Genomic DNA, 17,700 nt, shown 5'->3' on the forward strand with positions numbered 1-17,700 from the left:
CCGAAGAGCCTTATTCTACTAAATATAATTTAGGTTTTGTTTTTGAAAACTCTAGAGTTTCAAGCGAGTTAAAAGTTAAATCATTGAAGTCTTTTTTAGAGATGCCCATTTCATCGAGCATCTTATTTATACTAAAATTATGTTCGCTTGATAAAACTTTCAATATTTTAGTAAATAAAAGAGAATGATCACGATGGGTTGGTTCAGGTTCATTAATGTGATATCCATAAGAATTAATCCTGATCGAATTATTTTTATAGTTCCAATCAGATATCAAATCTAGTTTATGAGATCTGTAATTAATAGCCTTTAAAGAAACTCGCCATTGCTTTTTATATTCAATCATAGACTGAATACTTAAGTTGCTAGGTATTTTACTAATAAACCCTTGATAAGGCATAAGAAATTCAGATGCAAACTGATCTGCTTCACTTTCCTTTGTACGATTATATTCAGCCTTATCATCTTTATGCATGATCATATGACCTAATTCATGAGCGGCATCAAATCGTTGTCTTTCAAAAGATTTAAAATCGTTTAAAAATACAAATGGATTTCCACTTTGATCATCAAAGAAAGATAATGCATCCATCTGCTTTGTTTCAAAAGGTAGGCGAAATACACGAAAGCCTTTTAATTCAAGCAAAGCAATAATATTATTAATTGGTTGAATACCTAAACCCCAAAATCCTCGTAAATTGTTAGCAATATTAGAAGGGAATTTGGGGTGATCAGATTCAAATATCTCTAGCTCAGGAAAGCTAAATTTAGGTAATGTTAATTTTTGTTCAAAATAAAAATTTATTTTTTTTGCTAATAATGTATATGCTTCATTAGCATTTCTATATTCAGCTTTGATTCTTGCAGCAGATCTGTAAAAAATGTCACAAGTCTGAATTAACGAAAGATTATCTTCACCAGAAAAAAAACTTGCAGGCAGATTTAATTTCTCCATTATGTGTGAGAAATCTTCATGACTAATATGATAATTTTCGTCAGTTAAAATTTTACGAATTTTAGGTTCAGAACACCCTAAAAGACTTGCGAAATCTTTATTTGATAAACAACGTAAATCTTTCGCAATTTTTAATCTACTTCGATCAATTACTTGCATTTCCTCTAACCAGTTTTCAAATTAATAGGAAAATCCTCTTCAGTAATTGTACTAGATGTAGCATCTATTGGACTAGATTTTCTTAAATTAGGTTCAAAGTCATTATTAGAGTTTCGATTATTTAGTATTATTCTTATCAGATAATCTTTAGCAAGATACTTTTCCTCAAATTTTTCTTTAACGATTGTGTAAGCCGTTGGGAAAACTAATTCAATTTTAAGCTTAGATCTTTCCTCTTTAGAGTAGTTTATATCCTTTCTTGACGGATAAAAGCATATCCATGTTTTGTATGCTTCTTTATCTTCATAAGAACCATAATTCTTATGTATTTTTTCTTTAGTTTTTATACCTTTGGCGCTTGTACTTGTTAGCTGAGATTCTGGATGACCTAGACCATCGTTAGCTGAAGCGAATAAAATACACTTTTTTCTTTATCATTTACTAAACATTTTTGACCTTCAATATTCTTAAATATCCAGTCATTATTAAGGGATCTTTTTAGTTCTAATCCAATTTCTTGTTTGAAATCTCCAGCACGAGAAACAAACTTCATATCATTATTACCATCCTTTAATTCAAAGATGTTATCTACTGTAGTTAAAGCTTTGAAAAGTAAATTACAATCAAAAAAAACTAATGCTAATGCCTTTTGATGCGCATCTTCATTTTCAAAAATCTCTGTTTTGAAGTTTTCTTGTTCTTCATCTGGAAAAAGCTCATGATTTGACAAAATATTCCCCCTGTTTTACTTCTGATTTAAAGTGTAGATATCGTTTTTATAACATAAAGGTAGGTTTATAAATAATCAAATCAACTGATTAATATTTTTGGTTACAAAAAACCCCGCAATTAGCGGGGTTTTTTGGTCACGTATTTATGAATTAAACACGTTCAATAATCGTCGCAATACCTTGACCCAAACCAATACACATGGTCGCAAGACCAATTTGCGTATCTTGTTGTTCCATCACGTTAAGCAGCGTGGTGGTAATACGCGCACCAGAACAACCCAGTGGGTGACCGAGTGCAATCGCACCACCATTTAAGTTAATGATGTCTTGCTTCTCATACACACCCAGACCCTTCATTACAGAAAGACCTTGAGCAGCAAACGCTTCATTTAACTCAATAGTTTGAATGTCATCCATGGTCAAGCCAGCACGTTTAAGCGCTTTTTGCGTTGCAGGTACAGGACCATAACCCATGATCGCAGCATCACAGCCTGCAACCGCCATAGAGCGGATCACAGCACGTGGCTTAAGACCTAAAGCTTGAGCACGCTCATAAGACATCAAGAGCATAGCAGAAGCTCCATCAGACAACGCTGAAGATGTTGCAGCAGTCACTGTACCACCTTTAGGATCGAACACAGGACGTAAGCCCTTGAATGCTTCAAGGTTGGCATCAGGACGAATCACTTCGTCAATGTCGCAAAGCTGAAGTAAACCGTTCGCATCATGACCTTCAATGCCCACGATTTCATTCTTAAAACGACCTGCTTCCGTTGCTGCCCAAGCACGGCGGTGAGATTCCACACCAAACGCATCTTGCTCTTCACGGGTAATGCCGTTCATACGACCGAGCATTTCAGCGGTTAAGCCCATCATATTCGACGCTTTTGCATAGTGCTTAGACGCTTGTGGGTTTAAGTCAATACCGTGCATCATGCCCACGTGACCCATATGCTCAACACCACCAATGATGAAGACATCACCTTGGTTGGTCGCAATTTGCGCCGCAGCGGTATGAATCGCTTGCATAGATGAACCGCACAGACGGTTAACCGTTTGACCTGCAACCGTCTTAGGTAAATCCGCCAATAACGCAATGTTACGACCAATGTTCATACCTTGTTCTAGGGTTTGATTCACACAGCCCCAGATGACATCTTCAACTTCGTTTGTATCAAACTGGTTACGAGCAACCAAAGCACGTACTAATTCAGCAGATAAATTGTCGGCACGAACGTTACGGAACATACCATTTTTGGTTTTACCCATTGCTGAACGCACGCCATCAACGATGACAACGTCACGTGGATTTAAAGTAGCCATTCACGTTGCTCCTTAACCGTAGAATTTTTTGTTGTTAGCAGCCATGTCACGCAACAATTGTGGCGCTTCATAAGCTTTACCTAAGTGTGCATATTTGTCGCAAAGCGCAACATATTCAGCAACACCTGTTTGGTCGATATAACGAGCTGGACCACCGCGGAAAGGCGGGAAACCAATACCCATAATCATCGCCATATCTGCTTCCGCAGGTGTAGCAACAATGTTGTCCTCTAGGCAACGAACGGTTTCGTTACACAGGGCAATCATCATACGGTCAATGATTTCCTGAGCATCAAACTCACGTTTTTCACCCGTCACGACTGGCGCAATCACGTCATATGCAGTGGCATCGACAGCTTTGGCTTTTTTGCCTTTACGGTCAAGTTCATACTTGTAGAAACCAACATCGTTCTTTTGACCCAAACGTTTTGCTTCGTACATGGTTTGAATTGAACCTTTGAAACTTGGTTTCATACGGTCTGGGAAGCCTTCAGCCATCACTTCTGCGCCATGAACGCCAGTATCAATACCGACAACGTCCATGAGGTAAGCAGGTCCCATCGGCCAGCCGAAACGTTCCATTACTTTATCAATTTGCTGGAAGTCAGCACCATCTTTAAGCAATAGATCAAACGCACCGAAGTAAGGGAACAACACGCGGTTCACAAGGAAGCCCGGGCAGTCATTGACAACGATTGGGGTTTTACCCATTTTCTGAGCGAGTACTACAGTCGTTGCAATGGCTTCATCAGAGGTTTTCTCACCACGGATCACTTCTACCAAAGGCATCATGTGAACTGGGTTAAAGAAATGCATACCCACGAAGTTTTCAGGACGTTGTAATGCTTTCGCCAAACGTGTGATGGAAATCGTCGAGGTATTCGATGCAATGATGGTGTTTTCACGCACTGATTTTTCAGTATCGGCAAGCACCGCTTCTTTGATTTTTGGATTTTCTGTGACGGCTTCAATCACGATATCCACTTCTTTAAACTCATCTAAGCTTAAAGTCGGACGGATACGTGCAAGGGTTTCACCCATTTTTGCCGCAGTCATTTTTTTGCGTTCAACTTGTTTGGTCAACAACTTGTTCGCTTCAGCCATACCCAGTGCAAGCTGTGGATTACCAATATCTTTCATGATGATTGGTGTGCCTTTGCTCGCCGCTTGGTAAGCAATACCACCGCCCATGATCCCAGCGCCAAGTACAGCCGCTTGGTTCACAGGATGCGCACCTTTTTCATGTTTTTTAGAGGTCTTCTTAACGACTTGGTCGTTTAAGAAAAGACCAATTAATGCACCTGCTTGTGGAGTGACTGCCGCTTTTGCAAAATGTTCAGCTTCTAGTCGCAGTGCGTCATCACGACCTAAACTTGCACCCGCTTGAAGGGCATCAAGAAGTAGTTTTGGCGCAGGGTATTGCGCAGGATTTGCTTTTGCAAGCACCACACCACGAGATGAGTTAAATGCCATCATCTGTTCAAGTGGGTTTAACTTGATTGGGTCTAATTTTTCTTGGCGTTTTGCTTTCCAGTCTAAACGACCAGCAATGGCTTGTTTGACCAAGTCAACAGCAGCGTCTTGCAGTTTGTCCGCAGCAACCACAGCATCTACCGCACCGTCTTTAAGCGCAGCATCAGGGCGTTTAGGATTGGCCATTGCCATCCATTCAACCGCATTGTCAATACCAATAACACGGCTTAAACGAACGGTACCACCAAAGCCTGGCATGATGCCCAGTTTGATCTCAGGTAAGCCGACTTGTGCTGCTTGTGACATGACGCGATAGTCACACACCAAACACATTTCAAAACCGCCGCCCAATGCCATACCATTGATTGCAGCGACTTTCGGAATGTTTAAATCTTCAAAACTATTGAAAATTTCGTGAACAGGCATTGCCCATTCAACAATTTTATCTGTACCTTGAGCGAAGTTTTCACCAAATTCAGTGATGTCAGCACCTACGATAAACGTAGATTTGCCAGAGGTTACGACAAGACCTTTGATCTCAGCGTTTGATTGAACAGCTGCAATAGCAGCTTTAAAATCTTCAATTGTTGCACGGTCGAATTTGTTAACCGACTCACCTTGTAAGTCAAAGCGGAATTCTGCAATTCCGTCCGCAAGCATTTGGACGGTAATGGCATTGCCAGCGTGGATCATGCCCTGATCTCCTTTTTTTGGAGGACTTCTAAGTTGATGTTTTGAAGCGAGTGCGTATTTCCTGCGCACTTTTACTTCGCTAATCTTACGATAACTATATCGAAAAAGAACATAACAAGTTGTATCAAGCCGTGACGCAAGGGTCATCTATTTTTCTAAGCCAAACCCTGACATGCCATACGCCTGCCCGCTATTGTTCTTCATTGAATAATGTAAAGCTTTTGTTTCAATTGGCATTTTCATGTAAAGCTCACTAACTTATATCGGGGAGAAGTACTCAATTACAAGCATTTTCGAAATTTAAAAGCTGTCAAAAAAGTCAATTGACTCAAAATGATCAGCTTAAATCGCTGAAAAAAGCCTTTCGAATGAGATGGAATCGCTCAATTCAAAGTTAAAACCAGTTTTAAATTGGTCTTATATCATCTTAAATCTGGATAGAGGCAATGGCTGTGAAGACATGGTATATCAAGACCTTGCAAGACCTTGGATGGAGGGCTTTAAGATATCAAGACTTGAGATGACATCTGTTTTGGGTGGTGGCAATACAAGCTTAAGCTGAGTGATGAAACTTGGGTCTTAAAGCAGAGGTTTGTTTATATTCATCAGCTTCAAATATTCAGCTCAGCCTTCAACACCCTATGATCTGCTGTGATCTTTAAAACGGCGCTCAATGTTGCAGATTTTCTTGAGCATATTCATATGCTCTGATGCTATTTAAACGATGACAGAAGCTAGAGATCATGCGATCTGATATGCAATTTTTGATAACAAATATGATATTGCGTTGTTTGGATTATTTTTTTAATTTGATCACATAATTTATAAAAGACTTGGAACAATAATGTTTAAAAATTTAGCTTCGGAGATGATGGGTACCAGTGATATTGGCACCATTATTGAACCGCAAGATTTTAATAAAACCGATATTGATGATTATATTTTCCATGAAGACAATGAAAAAATCTTCTTTGTGATCAAAAGCAAAACCGACGAGTACTGTTTCACCAACGTGGCGTTTATGCATCTAGATGGCAAAAGTGCCATGAGTAAAAAACGAATGCTGTATCGTTATTTGTATAAACACAATCCGATCAAAAATGTGCTTTTAGAAACCGCAGGTACGGTAGATTTGGATGCGGAAATCAAATTTCAGTTGGGTGAGCAAACTTTTTCAATTGATATTGATAAAAAGCAAATTGAAAAAATTCGTGACCTGTATAAAGCTTTATTTACCATTGGTGAAACCTGTAAAGAGATCAATCGTAAACGGGGTGTTTTATTGCAAAGCACAGATAACGTGCAAAAAATGTTTAACTTACGTGAGCTGAGTGAACAGGCTATTTTAAATTTACCCGAAATTATTAACCAGACTGCACAGCAAGTGGAAGAGTACGCCAATCAGCGGATTAAGCAGATAGAGAATTATGATTTTTCGGAAGTCTTTGAGCGCTATTTGAAAAATTAAAATACTAAAAAAGCGCTTAAGGGCGTTCTTTTTTGGACATTTAGACGATGCGTCAAGAGACTAAAATTACTGCTTATCTGACAGATATATGTGAAGGATTAATAGAAAAAGCAGATGCTTCGATTAAGCAAAAATCTCAGGGGATTATGAGCTTGGTTATTCGATGGCCATGTATGAAGTCATATCCTTACTTTATCAGCAAGCTAAGGTGTTTGATATTGCGCTTAGTGATCTAGGCTTGGAGGGGATAGACCCTGAGCGAGATTATTTATGTGCCAATCCGTCTAATTATTCAAGCACTAACCAGACGAGCATTCATTCAGCATATCCATTGTGGGAAGCTGTAGACACCATGGATAACGATCGAATTCCATACCTCGATACATTTAAGTTTGATGGATGCCAATTTCAGATTACTTTACAATTTGGCGCACTTAAGACGCTGCTCAGGTGTGAGCACGTCTTGTGCTTTCGGATGATAGAAGAAGGTTGTGCTTTTCACACTTTGGCGACTCAAAAATTTGATGGAAAAGCATGGCTTTTAAAGACCGGTCAGTCGCAATTGTTGGATCAGTTTAACGTAGAGAGTGAGTCGATTTATGTGGATTTAATCAAATCCTATATCGTGCTGACTCAAGATCAGATTTTTGAATTTATAACTGATACAGCGATTCATATCACCTTGATGCCAGACAGTTTTAGCCAGTAAATGTTCAACAGACAAATTTAGGCAGATATATTTTAGTCGATAAAAGTGGCTTGGGTTTTATTGAAGGTTTTAGCGACATAGTTTTGTTCCCTAGTTCATACAGATCAATATAGGGTTGTCATTTGACACTCATCCAAAAAAATTGCTTGAAAATGGATAAATGAGCATCACATTATATATCTCATACATCCTATCTCTTTGACCAAGGCTCAATGTGAACGAAAATGCGCGGGACCATATCAACAAGATTTTAGCTCATATGACCACTTTGCCGGGCGTGTATCGCATGCTGGGTAAATCGGGTGAACTGTTGTATGTGGGTAAAGCCAAAAATCTCAAAAACCGTGTGTCGAGTTATTTTGTCAAAAATATAGAACATCCTAAAACCTTGGCCTTGGTTGCTCGTATTTATGACATTGAAACGCTAATCGTTCGCTCTGAAACGGAAGCACTGCTGCTTGAGCAAAATCTGATCAAACTGCATCGTCCACCGTATAACATCATGCTGCGCGATGACAAATCCTATGTATATATCTTTGTCTCCGCAGATAAACCGTATCCACGCATTGCCAGTGGACGAGGCAAGGGCAAACATCATGTTGGAAAGTTTTTTGGGCCGTATCCAAGTGCCTATAACGCCAGAGATACTTTGGTGGTGTTACAAAAGCTGTTTAATGTGCGTCAATGTGAAAATAACTATTTTGCTCAGCGTAAGCGCCCATGTTTGCAGTATCAAATTAAACGCTGTAGTGCGCCCTGTGTTGGACTGATTTCTCCGCAAGACTATAAAGATGATGTGGACAATTCGATTCGTTTTTTGCAAGGCGACACCAAAGAACTCAACCAAGAGTTGATCAGTAAAATGGAAGCCGCCGCGGAAGCCTTAGAGTTTGAAAAAGCGGTATTTTACCGTGACCGTATGGCGCTGCTACGCGACGTACAGACCCAACAAGCCATTTATAAAGTCAAAGGTGAGGCGGACATTCTGGCAATTGCCTATCACGCTGGGGTGACCTGTGTGCAAATTATGCATGTACGTAATGGTAAAATGCTGGGTGGTAAAAGTTACTTCCCAGACATGATGGGTGATGACTTAGGACAAATGCTGTCTGACTTTATGGCAAACTTTTATTTTCAGGTGGCAGACGAAGTGCCCAATGAATTGATAGTGAATACGGCTTTACCCAACAGTAAAGATATGGAAGAAGCCCTCAAACAAGCCTTCGATAAAAAAGTTCAGATTAAACACAGCGTTCGAGAGACCCGCGCTGAATGGTTAGAGCTTGCCAATATGAATGTGCAGCATGCCATAAAAGGACAGCTGGCCAATCATTTTGAGTTAAATGAACGCTTTCATCAGTTAGAACAGATTTTAGGTCGCCCTGTAGATCGTATTGAGTGCTTTGATATTTCCCATACCATGGGTGAGGCGACCATTGCCTCATGTGTGGTGTTTGATTCAGGTGGTGTCAGAAAACGCGACTATCGCCAATTTTCAATTGAAGATATTACCGGTGGTGATGACTATGCCGCAATGCGCCAAGCCCTAACGCGACGCTATAAAAAAGCCATGTTGCCCGATTTGTTACTCATCGATGGCGGTAAAGGGCAGTTGCATATGGCCATGGATGTGATGAACGAACTCGGCTTAGATGCATTTATTGTAGGGGTCTCCAAGGGTGAAGGACGTAAACCGGGCTTAGAGACTTTACACTTTACCGATGGGACCAAGGTGCAATTACCTGAAGACCATAAAGCCTTGCATTTGATTCAGCAGGTACGCGATGAAGCACACCGTTTCGCCATTACCAAGCACCGTGCGAAGCGTGACAAGCGCCGTGCAGGCTCCGTGCTTGAAGTCATTCCAGGTTTGGGTCCAAAGCGTCGTCGTGATCTTTTAACCCATTTTGGGGGCATTCAGGGGGTGCTCAAGGCCTCTGAAAATGATTTGAAATTGGTGCCAGGATTAGGTGGGGTGATGGCTCGAACGGTGTATAAAGTGTTGCATGAGTGATTTGCCAAAATGCTCATTGACGCATGAGTCATTGATCATTTACCTGAATCGCTAAAGTACGCATGATGAAGTTCATGTTCAATTTGCAGGACAGCATATGCCATTTCGCCAATTATTTCATCAGATTGAGCATCAAGAGTGGGTCGACATTCCTAAAGGCTGGTTACAAGGACGCACCATTTATGGGGGCTTGACCACAGGCATGATGATTCATAAGGCGACTTTGGCAGTCAATGATCCCAATAAGCGACTGCTGAGTACCAGTGTGACCTTTGTTGGTCCTGTCAAAGAAGCACCCGTGAAAATTACCGTTGAGGTACTCAGACAAGGCAAGTTTGTCACCACGGTCGAAGCACGCATTTGGCAAGATGATGCCGTGCAAAGTATTTTGCTGGCAAGTTTTGGGTTAGAGCGCAGTTCTAACCTCGATATACAGCAGCAACGGGTTGCACCGAATTACCCACCTGTAGAAGATTTGTTGATCTTACCCTTTAATGCCTTAATGCCACAGTGCTATCAAAATTTTCAACTGGCTTGGGCGGAAGGGGCATATCCGTGTTCAGGGGCAGAGCAGCCGGACTTTGGCGGGTGGTTTCGTTTTGATGAAGCTCAGTTTAACAATGACCCCATGACTGCTGCTGACTTGGTGACTTTGCTGGATATCTGGCCAGGCGGTGCATTTAATGTATTGAAACAGCCTGCGCCGGGAAGTTCATTGTCTTGGTACATTACCTTGCTGGGTCCAATTGCGTATCAACGTTTAGATTGGTTTAAATATAAGGTCTTCACTGACCATGCAGAAAATGGCTATGCCACAGAATATGCGCATATATGGGATGCCGAAAACCGCTTAATTGCTATTTCAAGACAAACAGTTACTGTTTTTGCCTAGTCGACAGTCGGTACTGAATCGTTTAAAGTAAGCCAATTCAAGAATCAAAGCTCAAGTTTTTATTGCTCAGTGAATCAGCAATGAGGGGGCAAACTGGCGGTGTCTATGTCTACAGGTCGCATCCTGAATATTCCAAATATCTTGACGCTAGCACGTATTGCGTTAATTCCTGTGTTTTTGATTATCGCGTATTGGCCTCCTGCAATTGGTGTAGGTGGGCATGAAGGAAGTATGACGCGTCATATTATTCTGACCGGTATTTTTGTGGTGGCAGCCATCACAGATTGGTTCGATGGCTATTTGGCGCGGACTTTAAATCAAACCTCTGCATTTGGTCGCTTCCTTGACCCTGTAGCAGATAAGCTGATGGTTGCTGCTGCACTGATTGTACTGGTGCAATGGGAACCGACCATTTCCATGGCATTTGCTGCGATTGTGATTATTTCACGTGAAATTACGGTGTCTGCACTGCGTGAATGGATGGCAGAGCTTGGTGCTCGTACCAACGTGGCTGTATCCGCGGTGGGTAAATATAAAACTGCGTTTCAGATGATTGCGATTTCAGTATTTTTACTGAATTGGCAGCCGCTTGAACTGTTGGCTTATGGTCTGCTTTATACCGCTGTGATTTTGACGCTTTGGTCGATGTTTATTTATTTAAAAGCAGCTTGGCCGTACCTAAAACAACCTTGATGAATAATGATAAAGCTCCGATCTCGGGGCTTTTTTACTGAGAAAAATAATGAATATCACAAAAATAATATTAGGCTTAAGCCTACTGTTTAGCACTTATAGTTATACACATGATGAACCAAGAACAAAAGAATATTTGCATAGTCACGGTATGCATATTGTTTGTCTAAAGCTGAACGTTATAAAGAGGAAGCAGATAATGCAATGGGTGGATATTTCCAAATTGGGAACCATGGCATTAAGACAGCGGATTATGTTGAAAAATATATTGATCAAAAATTAAAAGAGGATCTAGGTGGGTATAAAGGCGTAAGCATACCTGCTTATTTGATGCGTTGTTTAGAGATTTCCTATTCAGAGGAATATCGAGCCTATGTTCGACATACACTAGATAAATCCTCCTACGAATAATGCGCCTAACTGTGGGTTTCTTCCTCAGCATCATCTTCAAAGGTCTTGGCAATTTTTTCGATGTTGAGGCTTTTTGCCATCGCATCAAAAATTTCTTTATAACTGCCATTCATTTGGTACAGCTGATCATGTTCGCCGTGTTCCACAATACGTCCTTCTTTCATGACATAGGTATAATCGGCGTCAATGATTTGTGAAAGACTGTGTGAAATCATGATCACGGTTCGACCTTGTTTAATCTCATCCAAGCTTTGCTTGATCTGCTCGGACGCAATCGCATCGAGACTTGCGGTCGGCTCATCAAGGAAGATAATCGGTGGGTTTTTCAGGAACATTCGCGCCAGTGCAATCCGCTGTTGCTGCCCCCCGAGAGCATCAGTGCATCTGCATCATAGGCATCTGGAAGTTGTAAAATCTGATCATGAATTGAAGCTTTACGTGCCGCATGTTCCACATCTTCAAGGCTGGCATCGGTTTTGCCATAGCGGATATTTTCAAAAATTGAACCTTGGAAAATATGGTTTTTTTGCAGCACCAGCCCAATATGATCGCGTAAATATTGGGTGTCCATGTCTTCAATATCGACACCATCGAGTAAAATCTGACCTGAATCAGGCTGATAAAACTTGTCCAATAAGCTGATGAGTGTGGATTTACCCGCACCCGAGAGTCCGACCAAGGCGGTGATTTTGTTCGGGCGAATGGTCATGTGGATATCATGCAAAGCCTGATGACCATTGGGATAAGAAAAATTGACGTTGTTAAGCTGAAATTGCCCTGAAATTTGAGGTTTATTTGAGCCACTGGATTCAATCTCGTGATCGGCTTCCAAAATTTGAAAAAAGCTTTCTGAGTAAATCATGGCATCATTAATTTCATCATAGATACGATGCAGCGAGCGAATCGGCGCAGAGACGTTGTTAAACAACAGCACGTGGAACATGATCATCCCAATACTCATTTGCCCATCGAGGACAAAATAAGCAGTCAAAATAATGATCAGTACAATCCCAATTTGTTCAATAAAAGTTTTCACCCCATCAAAAATAAAACTGGTTTGACGTGTCTGCATTTGGTTGTCTGTCAGTTCGCGCTGAAGCTTGAGTTGTTTATCCGATTCAATCGACTCACGGTTAAAAGACTTAATGACAGTGATTGAGTTAATAATGCTTAAAATGCCTTGGCTTTTTTTCTCACGACCATCACGTAAATTACGTCGCCATCCGCCCAGTTTTTGCGCTTGTTTAAAAGTCAGCCAGAAGTAAATCGGTACAATACTCAGTGCAACCAAACCGACATAGACATTGGCATAAAACATCAGGCCAAGTGCCACAAAGGCACTGGTAAATAACGGCAGAATATCAATAAAAAAGATTTGAACCAAGCGGGTCAGTGAACCAATTCCTCGGTCTATACGAGTTTGTAATTTGCCCGCTTGGTTGTTTTCTTGGTTAAAAAAAGCCAGTCGATAAGTGAGGAATTTAACAATAATTCCTTGGGCTAAATCTTGTGAGACCAAGATTCTAAGTTTTTCGCCATAAAACTTCTGACCGAACTGTACCAAGGCATTGATAATTTCTTTGCCCAGTAAAATCACGGTGATGGTAATCAGAATGTTCCAACCCGCCGCTAAGCCTTGTCCTGCTTCAACTAAGGCATTGATGCTGTCGACCGCATATTGCAAAGTTAGGGCGTTGACCTGCGCGGTCAGTGAGCCGATCAAGGTCAGAATAAGCGTTGCAATAACCAGCAGTTTATAAGGTCTTACAAAAGGTTTTAGTTTTTGAAATAACAACCATAGATTCATAAGCGATTGTTTTTATTATCAGATTTAAGTGTAGTCTAAGCCTGAAAATAAAGCCTCACAAGCATATACAATGTTTTAAATTGTGAATGAGACATTTCGTTTAACATGAAGTCGAATGAACTGTAAGGTTAAAGCATGAATCTTGAATTATTTGCGCCTGAAGCCCACGACAATTTGTTGCCTTATGATGGGGTGGTGAAAGACTATGGCTTAATTTTGGATGCAGATGAATGTCAGCAATATTTTGATTATTTTTATCAATTTTTGGCATGGCAGCCAGATGAAGTCATGTTGTATGGTCAATACTTTAAGACCGATCGAAAAGTGGCTTGGTATGGCGATGCTGACTATCAATATGATTACTCAGGTATGTCAAAGCAAGCTCAGTCGTGGCATCCGTTATTGCTTAAGCTGAAACAGCAGATTGAATACATGACAGGACATTCGTTTAATTCATGCCTTGCAAATCTCTATGAACATGGCAAACAAGGCATGGGCTGGCACAGTGATAACGAAGCGTCTTTACGTTCGACTGAACATGGAACGGTCATTGCATCTTTAAGTTTGGGTGTAGCTCGAAAGTTCCGTTTTAAACATAAAATCACAGCGGAAACGGTTGATCTACTTTTATATTCAGGTCAATTAATCGTGATGAAAGGGCAAACACAAGAGTACTGGAAACATATGATTGCCAAATCCAGCAAAATTATCGAGCCTCGGATTAATCTGACTTTTCGCTACTTTTATCCGAAGTAACCGGCAAGCGTAGATATCTTCAGAAAAAATAGCTTGGGAGTTAGTTGAGCACGTTTTCATGCGCAGAGATTTCAATACATTTTTTCTCAATTAAAGCCGCATTTTCATGCAGTATTGCAATCATTTTATTTTGATCGATGAACTCAAAGCGATTTTTCGAGGCCAATAGGGTTAATGCCAGAGGGGGCTCTTTGCTCGAGAAGTTAATTGGAACAGATAATCCCGCGATATTTGGATTTAGCTCACCATTTGAAAAATAAAAACCCTGCTTTTTGATTTTTTTCATTTTGATCATGAACGCATTTTCATCGCTGGCAAACCCCACAGATTTGAACTGCTCATCAAAACGTTGGTAATAATCGAGTAATTTCTGCTTGGGCAGATGAGACATGATGACTTTCGGTGATGAACCCACAAAAATAGGGCGTGGTGCACCACGACCATAGGACAGTAATTTCACATCTTTATAGAGCTCATGATGAATATCTATGCAGAAGTCATAATTCAAATGCGTCAGTAAACAACAGAATTCAGTACGCTCTACAATCTCTTGCATAAATGGAATGCTGATCTGAACCAAAGGGTCAGTAGTGCGTGAAATGTAATCCAATACCGCAATTTTAGACCCTAAAGTGTAATCGCCTGACGTTCCCCTTAAGCGTTGTAATAATTCAGCAGAAACCAGTTCTTTTAAATATCGATAACTGGTCGGTGTAGACAGGCCAAGTTCTTGGCTAATGATGTCGACATTAATGACAGGACGATCCACCGAAAATAAATCTAAAACGGTGAGAATCTTACCAAAACTAGAAAGTGCCATATTTACCTATGAGGAGAAAATAATATTAAATCAAAATCATATCTAGTTTATAACAAAAAAATGAGGTGCATGCAGAGCTTTCTTAACATCGTTTGATCGTGTGTAGTGAACTCAAGAAAACCCAATTTAGGTGATAAAACATTGTATATTTTAATTATAATTAAGCATATAATTAGGTAAATTATCATAATAAGATATTTTTATTGACTTAAAATGTTTTTTTTGAAAAAATAGCTTAAACAAATATCGAATGATGAATTTTTAATCTGCTATTTTTAGCCAGATATTTCATTTCATGACGTCTATGTCGTGATTTTTTTATGCATTTAGGGTGGGGCACCGAGCTAAAGCATGGGAATGTAAAGCTATAAAACCCAATCATCTGAGTGAGTGGGTGTATCAAGCATTCACACGTAATCGATATTTTAACAAGCCATCCCGCACATTGAGATCAAGACATGCTGTTAACCCAACAATTGCTCGCATTTCGTCCGACCCGATTGGACTGGATTTTTGCGACCAAAACCTTTGTTGCAGGTATGTTGGCACTGTATGTGGCGTTTCAACTCGATTTGCCCTATCCGATATGGGCCATTGGTACGGTATTTGTGATTGCCAATCCTTATTCAGGAATGATGTCATCTAAAAGTATATATCGCATTTTAGGGACATTGCTGGGTGCGATCGTCTCCATTGTGGTGACGCCGCTTTTAATTAACACGCCTTTACTTTTCACTCTGTTTTTGGCCAGCTGGGTCGGCGGTTGCTTGTATTTATCTCTGCTTGACCGTACGCCGCGTAGTTATGTTTCTATGCTCGCAGGCTATACTACCGTGATCATTTGTTACAATTTCGTTTATTCCATTGATACTGGATCACTGTTTGATATGGCAATCGGACGCTTTCTTGAAATCACATTGGGTGTTGTTTGCAGTGCAATTGTGACCACCACCATTTTCCCCATGCATATTGGGCCTACGGTCAAAACTAAAATTGATCAGACTTTTCAAGATACCCATCAAATTTTTGAGCATATTCTTTCAAATAATCAAAGCCTTTTAAACAATAACAATAATGATGGACACTACATTGATGCTTTAGGAAGCCTTGCGCGAGATCTTTCAGATATCCATGTGATGGCCGTGCATTTAAGTTACGAAAAGTCGACTTTGCGCGGTATGACCAAACCGCTTCAAGAAATGCTCAATCAGATGACCATGTTGGTCAGTAATCTGGTGGCCATGTCTGAACGGATTAAACAACTTGATCGTATTGATCAAGTCTATCGTCATAAAATATCAATTTTGCATGAATATATTGCCGAATTTTTGCAAGATCATCAGGTGATTTCGGCGCATGAATTGAATCATTTGCCCGCTCAGTTTGAACTTGATTTTGAAGAAATGACCCAAGCTTCACCCTATAGTCAGCAGGTTATATTGGGAAGTTTGAAGATGGATCTTCGGCATTTTATTCAGAATATGCGAGCCATTGAATTGATTTGGCAACGTATTCAAAAGGGTGATGTCACACTTCCAGAGTCAGTATCACCGATGTCGACGCATTATCCTCATTTACACCGTGACCAAGGCATGGCTGTACGGGGGGGGATTTCAGCGTTTCTAATTATTATAGTAGCGACGGGTTTTTGGATTTTAAGTGGCTGGAAAGCTGGTTTTATGATGGCTGAAATGGCTGCGATTAGTGCCTGTATTCTCACCGCTATGGATAACCCTGTTCCTGCATTAAAAATGTTCATTCGCGGTAATCTGTATGCCGCCATTGCGGTCTTTATTTACGCATATGGTATTTTCCCCAATATTACTGAATTTTGGCAATTAGTTTTGGTGCTCGCGCCTTTTATCATGTTTTGTCTGATGCTTTATTTACATCCGCCGTTGATTGGGGTGGGGTTGCCGTTATTGATGGGCACTGTCATGGGGCTTAGCTTGCAAAATCGCTATAGCTTGGATCAGACATTTTTCTTTGATGCTTCAATTGGTACAGTATTAGGTCCGATTATTTCTGTTTATATCATTCATTTGGTCCGAGCCATGTCGCCTGAAATCACGGTGCAACGTACTTTATCTTTACATTATCAAGCGATACGTCAAGCACTGTATATGCCTTATGGTGTCCAATTTAGAACGCATCTACGAAGCATGTTTGATCGGATTGGGGTGCTCAATACCAAGATGGTTCAGTCAAATGAACTCAAGAAAAAGATCAATCTGGCATTAGTGGAATCTAGCGCTGTAATTGATTTAGCTCGGCTTCAAGAATTATTCAATCAGCTCCAAGAATACGATAGTTTAAAACGTAATATGGTGGAACTTCAGCAGCATTTTGATGATTATTTTCGTGCTAAAGAAATGGCTCAAGATACTCAAATAGCTCATTTTAAGATTGTGAGTAAGATTGAACATCTACACCTGCAGTCTAAGGCGTTGAGCCATGATGAGGTTTTGGAACGGTTACAGATTTCACTTAATAATATTCTAAGTAGTTTATGTCATGTGAGTCCTCCTCTCACATTGCCACAAGAGGTAAGTCACGTTCATGGGTGAACTCAATATTTATGGGGTCTATGTCCCTATGCTGCTCATTCAAGCAGTGCTGGCTTACGTGATCTTAATGATCATCAGAAGATGGGAAGACATTTGGATTGAAAAAGGCTGGATTGCTTTACCGAGCATTTTTTATCTCTGTTTATATGTGGTGTTACTGGGCGGCGTACATTGGGCTTTTTTATTGTCTTAATGGGTTGAAGATTAAAATGATTGAAGGAAACAGATA

At 40.4% G+C, this 17,700-nt stretch carries 14 protein-coding genes and 1 pseudogene; 9 read left to right on the forward strand and 6 right to left on the reverse strand.

The features are described from left to right. Positions 1 to 10: 10 nt before the first annotated feature. The 4 genes from AMD27_RS01325 to fadB form a co-directional block, all read right to left on the reverse strand. Positions 11 to 1,114 carry an ImmA/IrrE family metallo-endopeptidase gene (locus tag AMD27_RS01325; RefSeq protein ID WP_067655302.1) on the reverse strand — a complete coding sequence of 368 codons (1,104 nt, stop codon included), beginning with the start codon at positions 1,112 to 1,114 and terminating at the stop codon, positions 11 to 13. Positions 1,115 to 1,502: 388 nt separating this feature from the next. After that, complete coding sequence (locus AMD27_RS18970; RefSeq protein ID WP_228140691.1) at positions 1,503 to 1,844, reverse strand: hypothetical protein; 342 nt, start codon at positions 1,842 to 1,844, stop codon at positions 1,503 to 1,505. Between the two features lie 151 nt (positions 1,845 to 1,995). After that, a complete protein-coding gene (gene fadA, locus AMD27_RS01335; protein WP_067655305.1) occupies positions 1,996 to 3,168 on the reverse strand; it encodes an acetyl-CoA C-acyltransferase FadA in 1,173 nt (390 codons plus the stop codon). Between the two features lie 12 nt (positions 3,169 to 3,180). Next, positions 3,181 to 5,334, reverse strand: a complete 2,154-nt coding sequence (gene fadB / locus AMD27_RS01340) for a fatty acid oxidation complex subunit alpha FadB (protein WP_067655308.1) — start codon at positions 5,332 to 5,334, stop codon at positions 3,181 to 3,183. 844 nt (positions 5,335 to 6,178) lie between these two features. Here fadB and AMD27_RS01350 point away from each other — a divergent pair. From AMD27_RS01350 to AMD27_RS01375, 6 genes are all read left to right on the forward strand, one after another. Continuing rightward, on the forward strand, positions 6,179 to 6,802 hold the full coding sequence (locus tag AMD27_RS01350) for a PH domain-containing protein (RefSeq protein ID WP_067655314.1): 624 nt from the start codon (positions 6,179 to 6,181) through the stop codon (positions 6,800 to 6,802). 169 nt (positions 6,803 to 6,971) lie between these two features. Then, the gene (locus AMD27_RS01355; protein WP_150115739.1) at positions 6,972 to 7,511 is read left to right on the forward strand and encodes a hypothetical protein; all 540 of its coding nucleotides are present in this window, start codon (positions 6,972 to 6,974) and stop codon (positions 7,509 to 7,511) included. A gap of 214 nt (positions 7,512 to 7,725) precedes the next feature. Further along, a complete protein-coding gene (uvrC, locus tag AMD27_RS01360) occupies positions 7,726 to 9,525 on the forward strand; it encodes an excinuclease ABC subunit UvrC (protein WP_067655319.1) in 1,800 nt (599 codons plus the stop codon). A 97-nt stretch (positions 9,526 to 9,622) separates the two neighbouring features. Beyond that, the gene (locus AMD27_RS01365; RefSeq protein WP_067655322.1) at positions 9,623 to 10,417 is read left to right on the forward strand and encodes a thioesterase family protein; all 795 of its coding nucleotides are present in this window, start codon (positions 9,623 to 9,625) and stop codon (positions 10,415 to 10,417) included. A 105-nt stretch (positions 10,418 to 10,522) separates the two neighbouring features. Next, positions 10,523 to 11,110: a CDP-diacylglycerol--glycerol-3-phosphate 3-phosphatidyltransferase gene (pgsA, locus tag AMD27_RS01370; protein ID WP_067655326.1), complete on the forward strand. Its 588-nt coding sequence runs from the start codon at positions 10,523 to 10,525 to the stop codon at positions 11,108 to 11,110. 162 nt (positions 11,111 to 11,272) lie between these two features. Continuing rightward, positions 11,273 to 11,521 (forward strand): hypothetical protein, encoded by a 249-nt coding sequence (locus AMD27_RS01375; protein ID WP_067655331.1) that lies wholly within the window; start codon positions 11,273 to 11,275, stop codon positions 11,519 to 11,521. A 5-nt stretch (positions 11,522 to 11,526) separates the two neighbouring features. Here the strand turns inward: AMD27_RS01375 and AMD27_RS01380 are convergent. After that, positions 11,527 to 13,328, reverse strand: a pseudogene (locus AMD27_RS01380) (ABC transporter ATP-binding protein). A gap of 135 nt (positions 13,329 to 13,463) precedes the next feature. Between AMD27_RS01380 and AMD27_RS01385 the strand changes: the two are divergent. Further along, entirely contained in the window at positions 13,464 to 14,084 is a 621-nt protein-coding gene (locus tag AMD27_RS01385; RefSeq protein ID WP_067655333.1) for an alpha-ketoglutarate-dependent dioxygenase AlkB family protein, read from the forward strand. Positions 14,085 to 14,124: 40 nt separating this feature from the next. On the opposite strand, the gene AMD27_RS01390 is transcribed toward AMD27_RS01385, so the two are convergent. Next, positions 14,125 to 14,904, reverse strand: a complete 780-nt coding sequence (locus AMD27_RS01390) for an IclR family transcriptional regulator (RefSeq protein ID WP_067655336.1) — start codon at positions 14,902 to 14,904, stop codon at positions 14,125 to 14,127. Between the two features lie 458 nt (positions 14,905 to 15,362). On the opposite strand from AMD27_RS01390, the gene AMD27_RS01395 reads away from it, so the two are divergent. Together AMD27_RS01395 and AMD27_RS01400 are read left to right on the forward strand one after the other, a co-directional pair. Next, positions 15,363 to 17,471 carry an FUSC family protein gene (locus tag AMD27_RS01395; protein ID WP_067655339.1) on the forward strand — a complete coding sequence of 703 codons (2,109 nt, stop codon included), beginning with the start codon at positions 15,363 to 15,365 and terminating at the stop codon, positions 17,469 to 17,471. After that, positions 17,464 to 17,664: a DUF1656 domain-containing protein gene (locus AMD27_RS01400; protein WP_067655342.1), complete on the forward strand. Its 201-nt coding sequence runs from the start codon at positions 17,464 to 17,466 to the stop codon at positions 17,662 to 17,664. The genes AMD27_RS01395 and AMD27_RS01400 overlap by 8 nt, the downstream gene beginning before the upstream one ends. Positions 17,665 to 17,700: the final 36 nt, after the last annotated feature.

The organism is Acinetobacter sp. TGL-Y2 (genome assembly GCF_001612555.1).
GTDB lineage: Bacteria > Pseudomonadota > Gammaproteobacteria > Pseudomonadales > Moraxellaceae > Acinetobacter.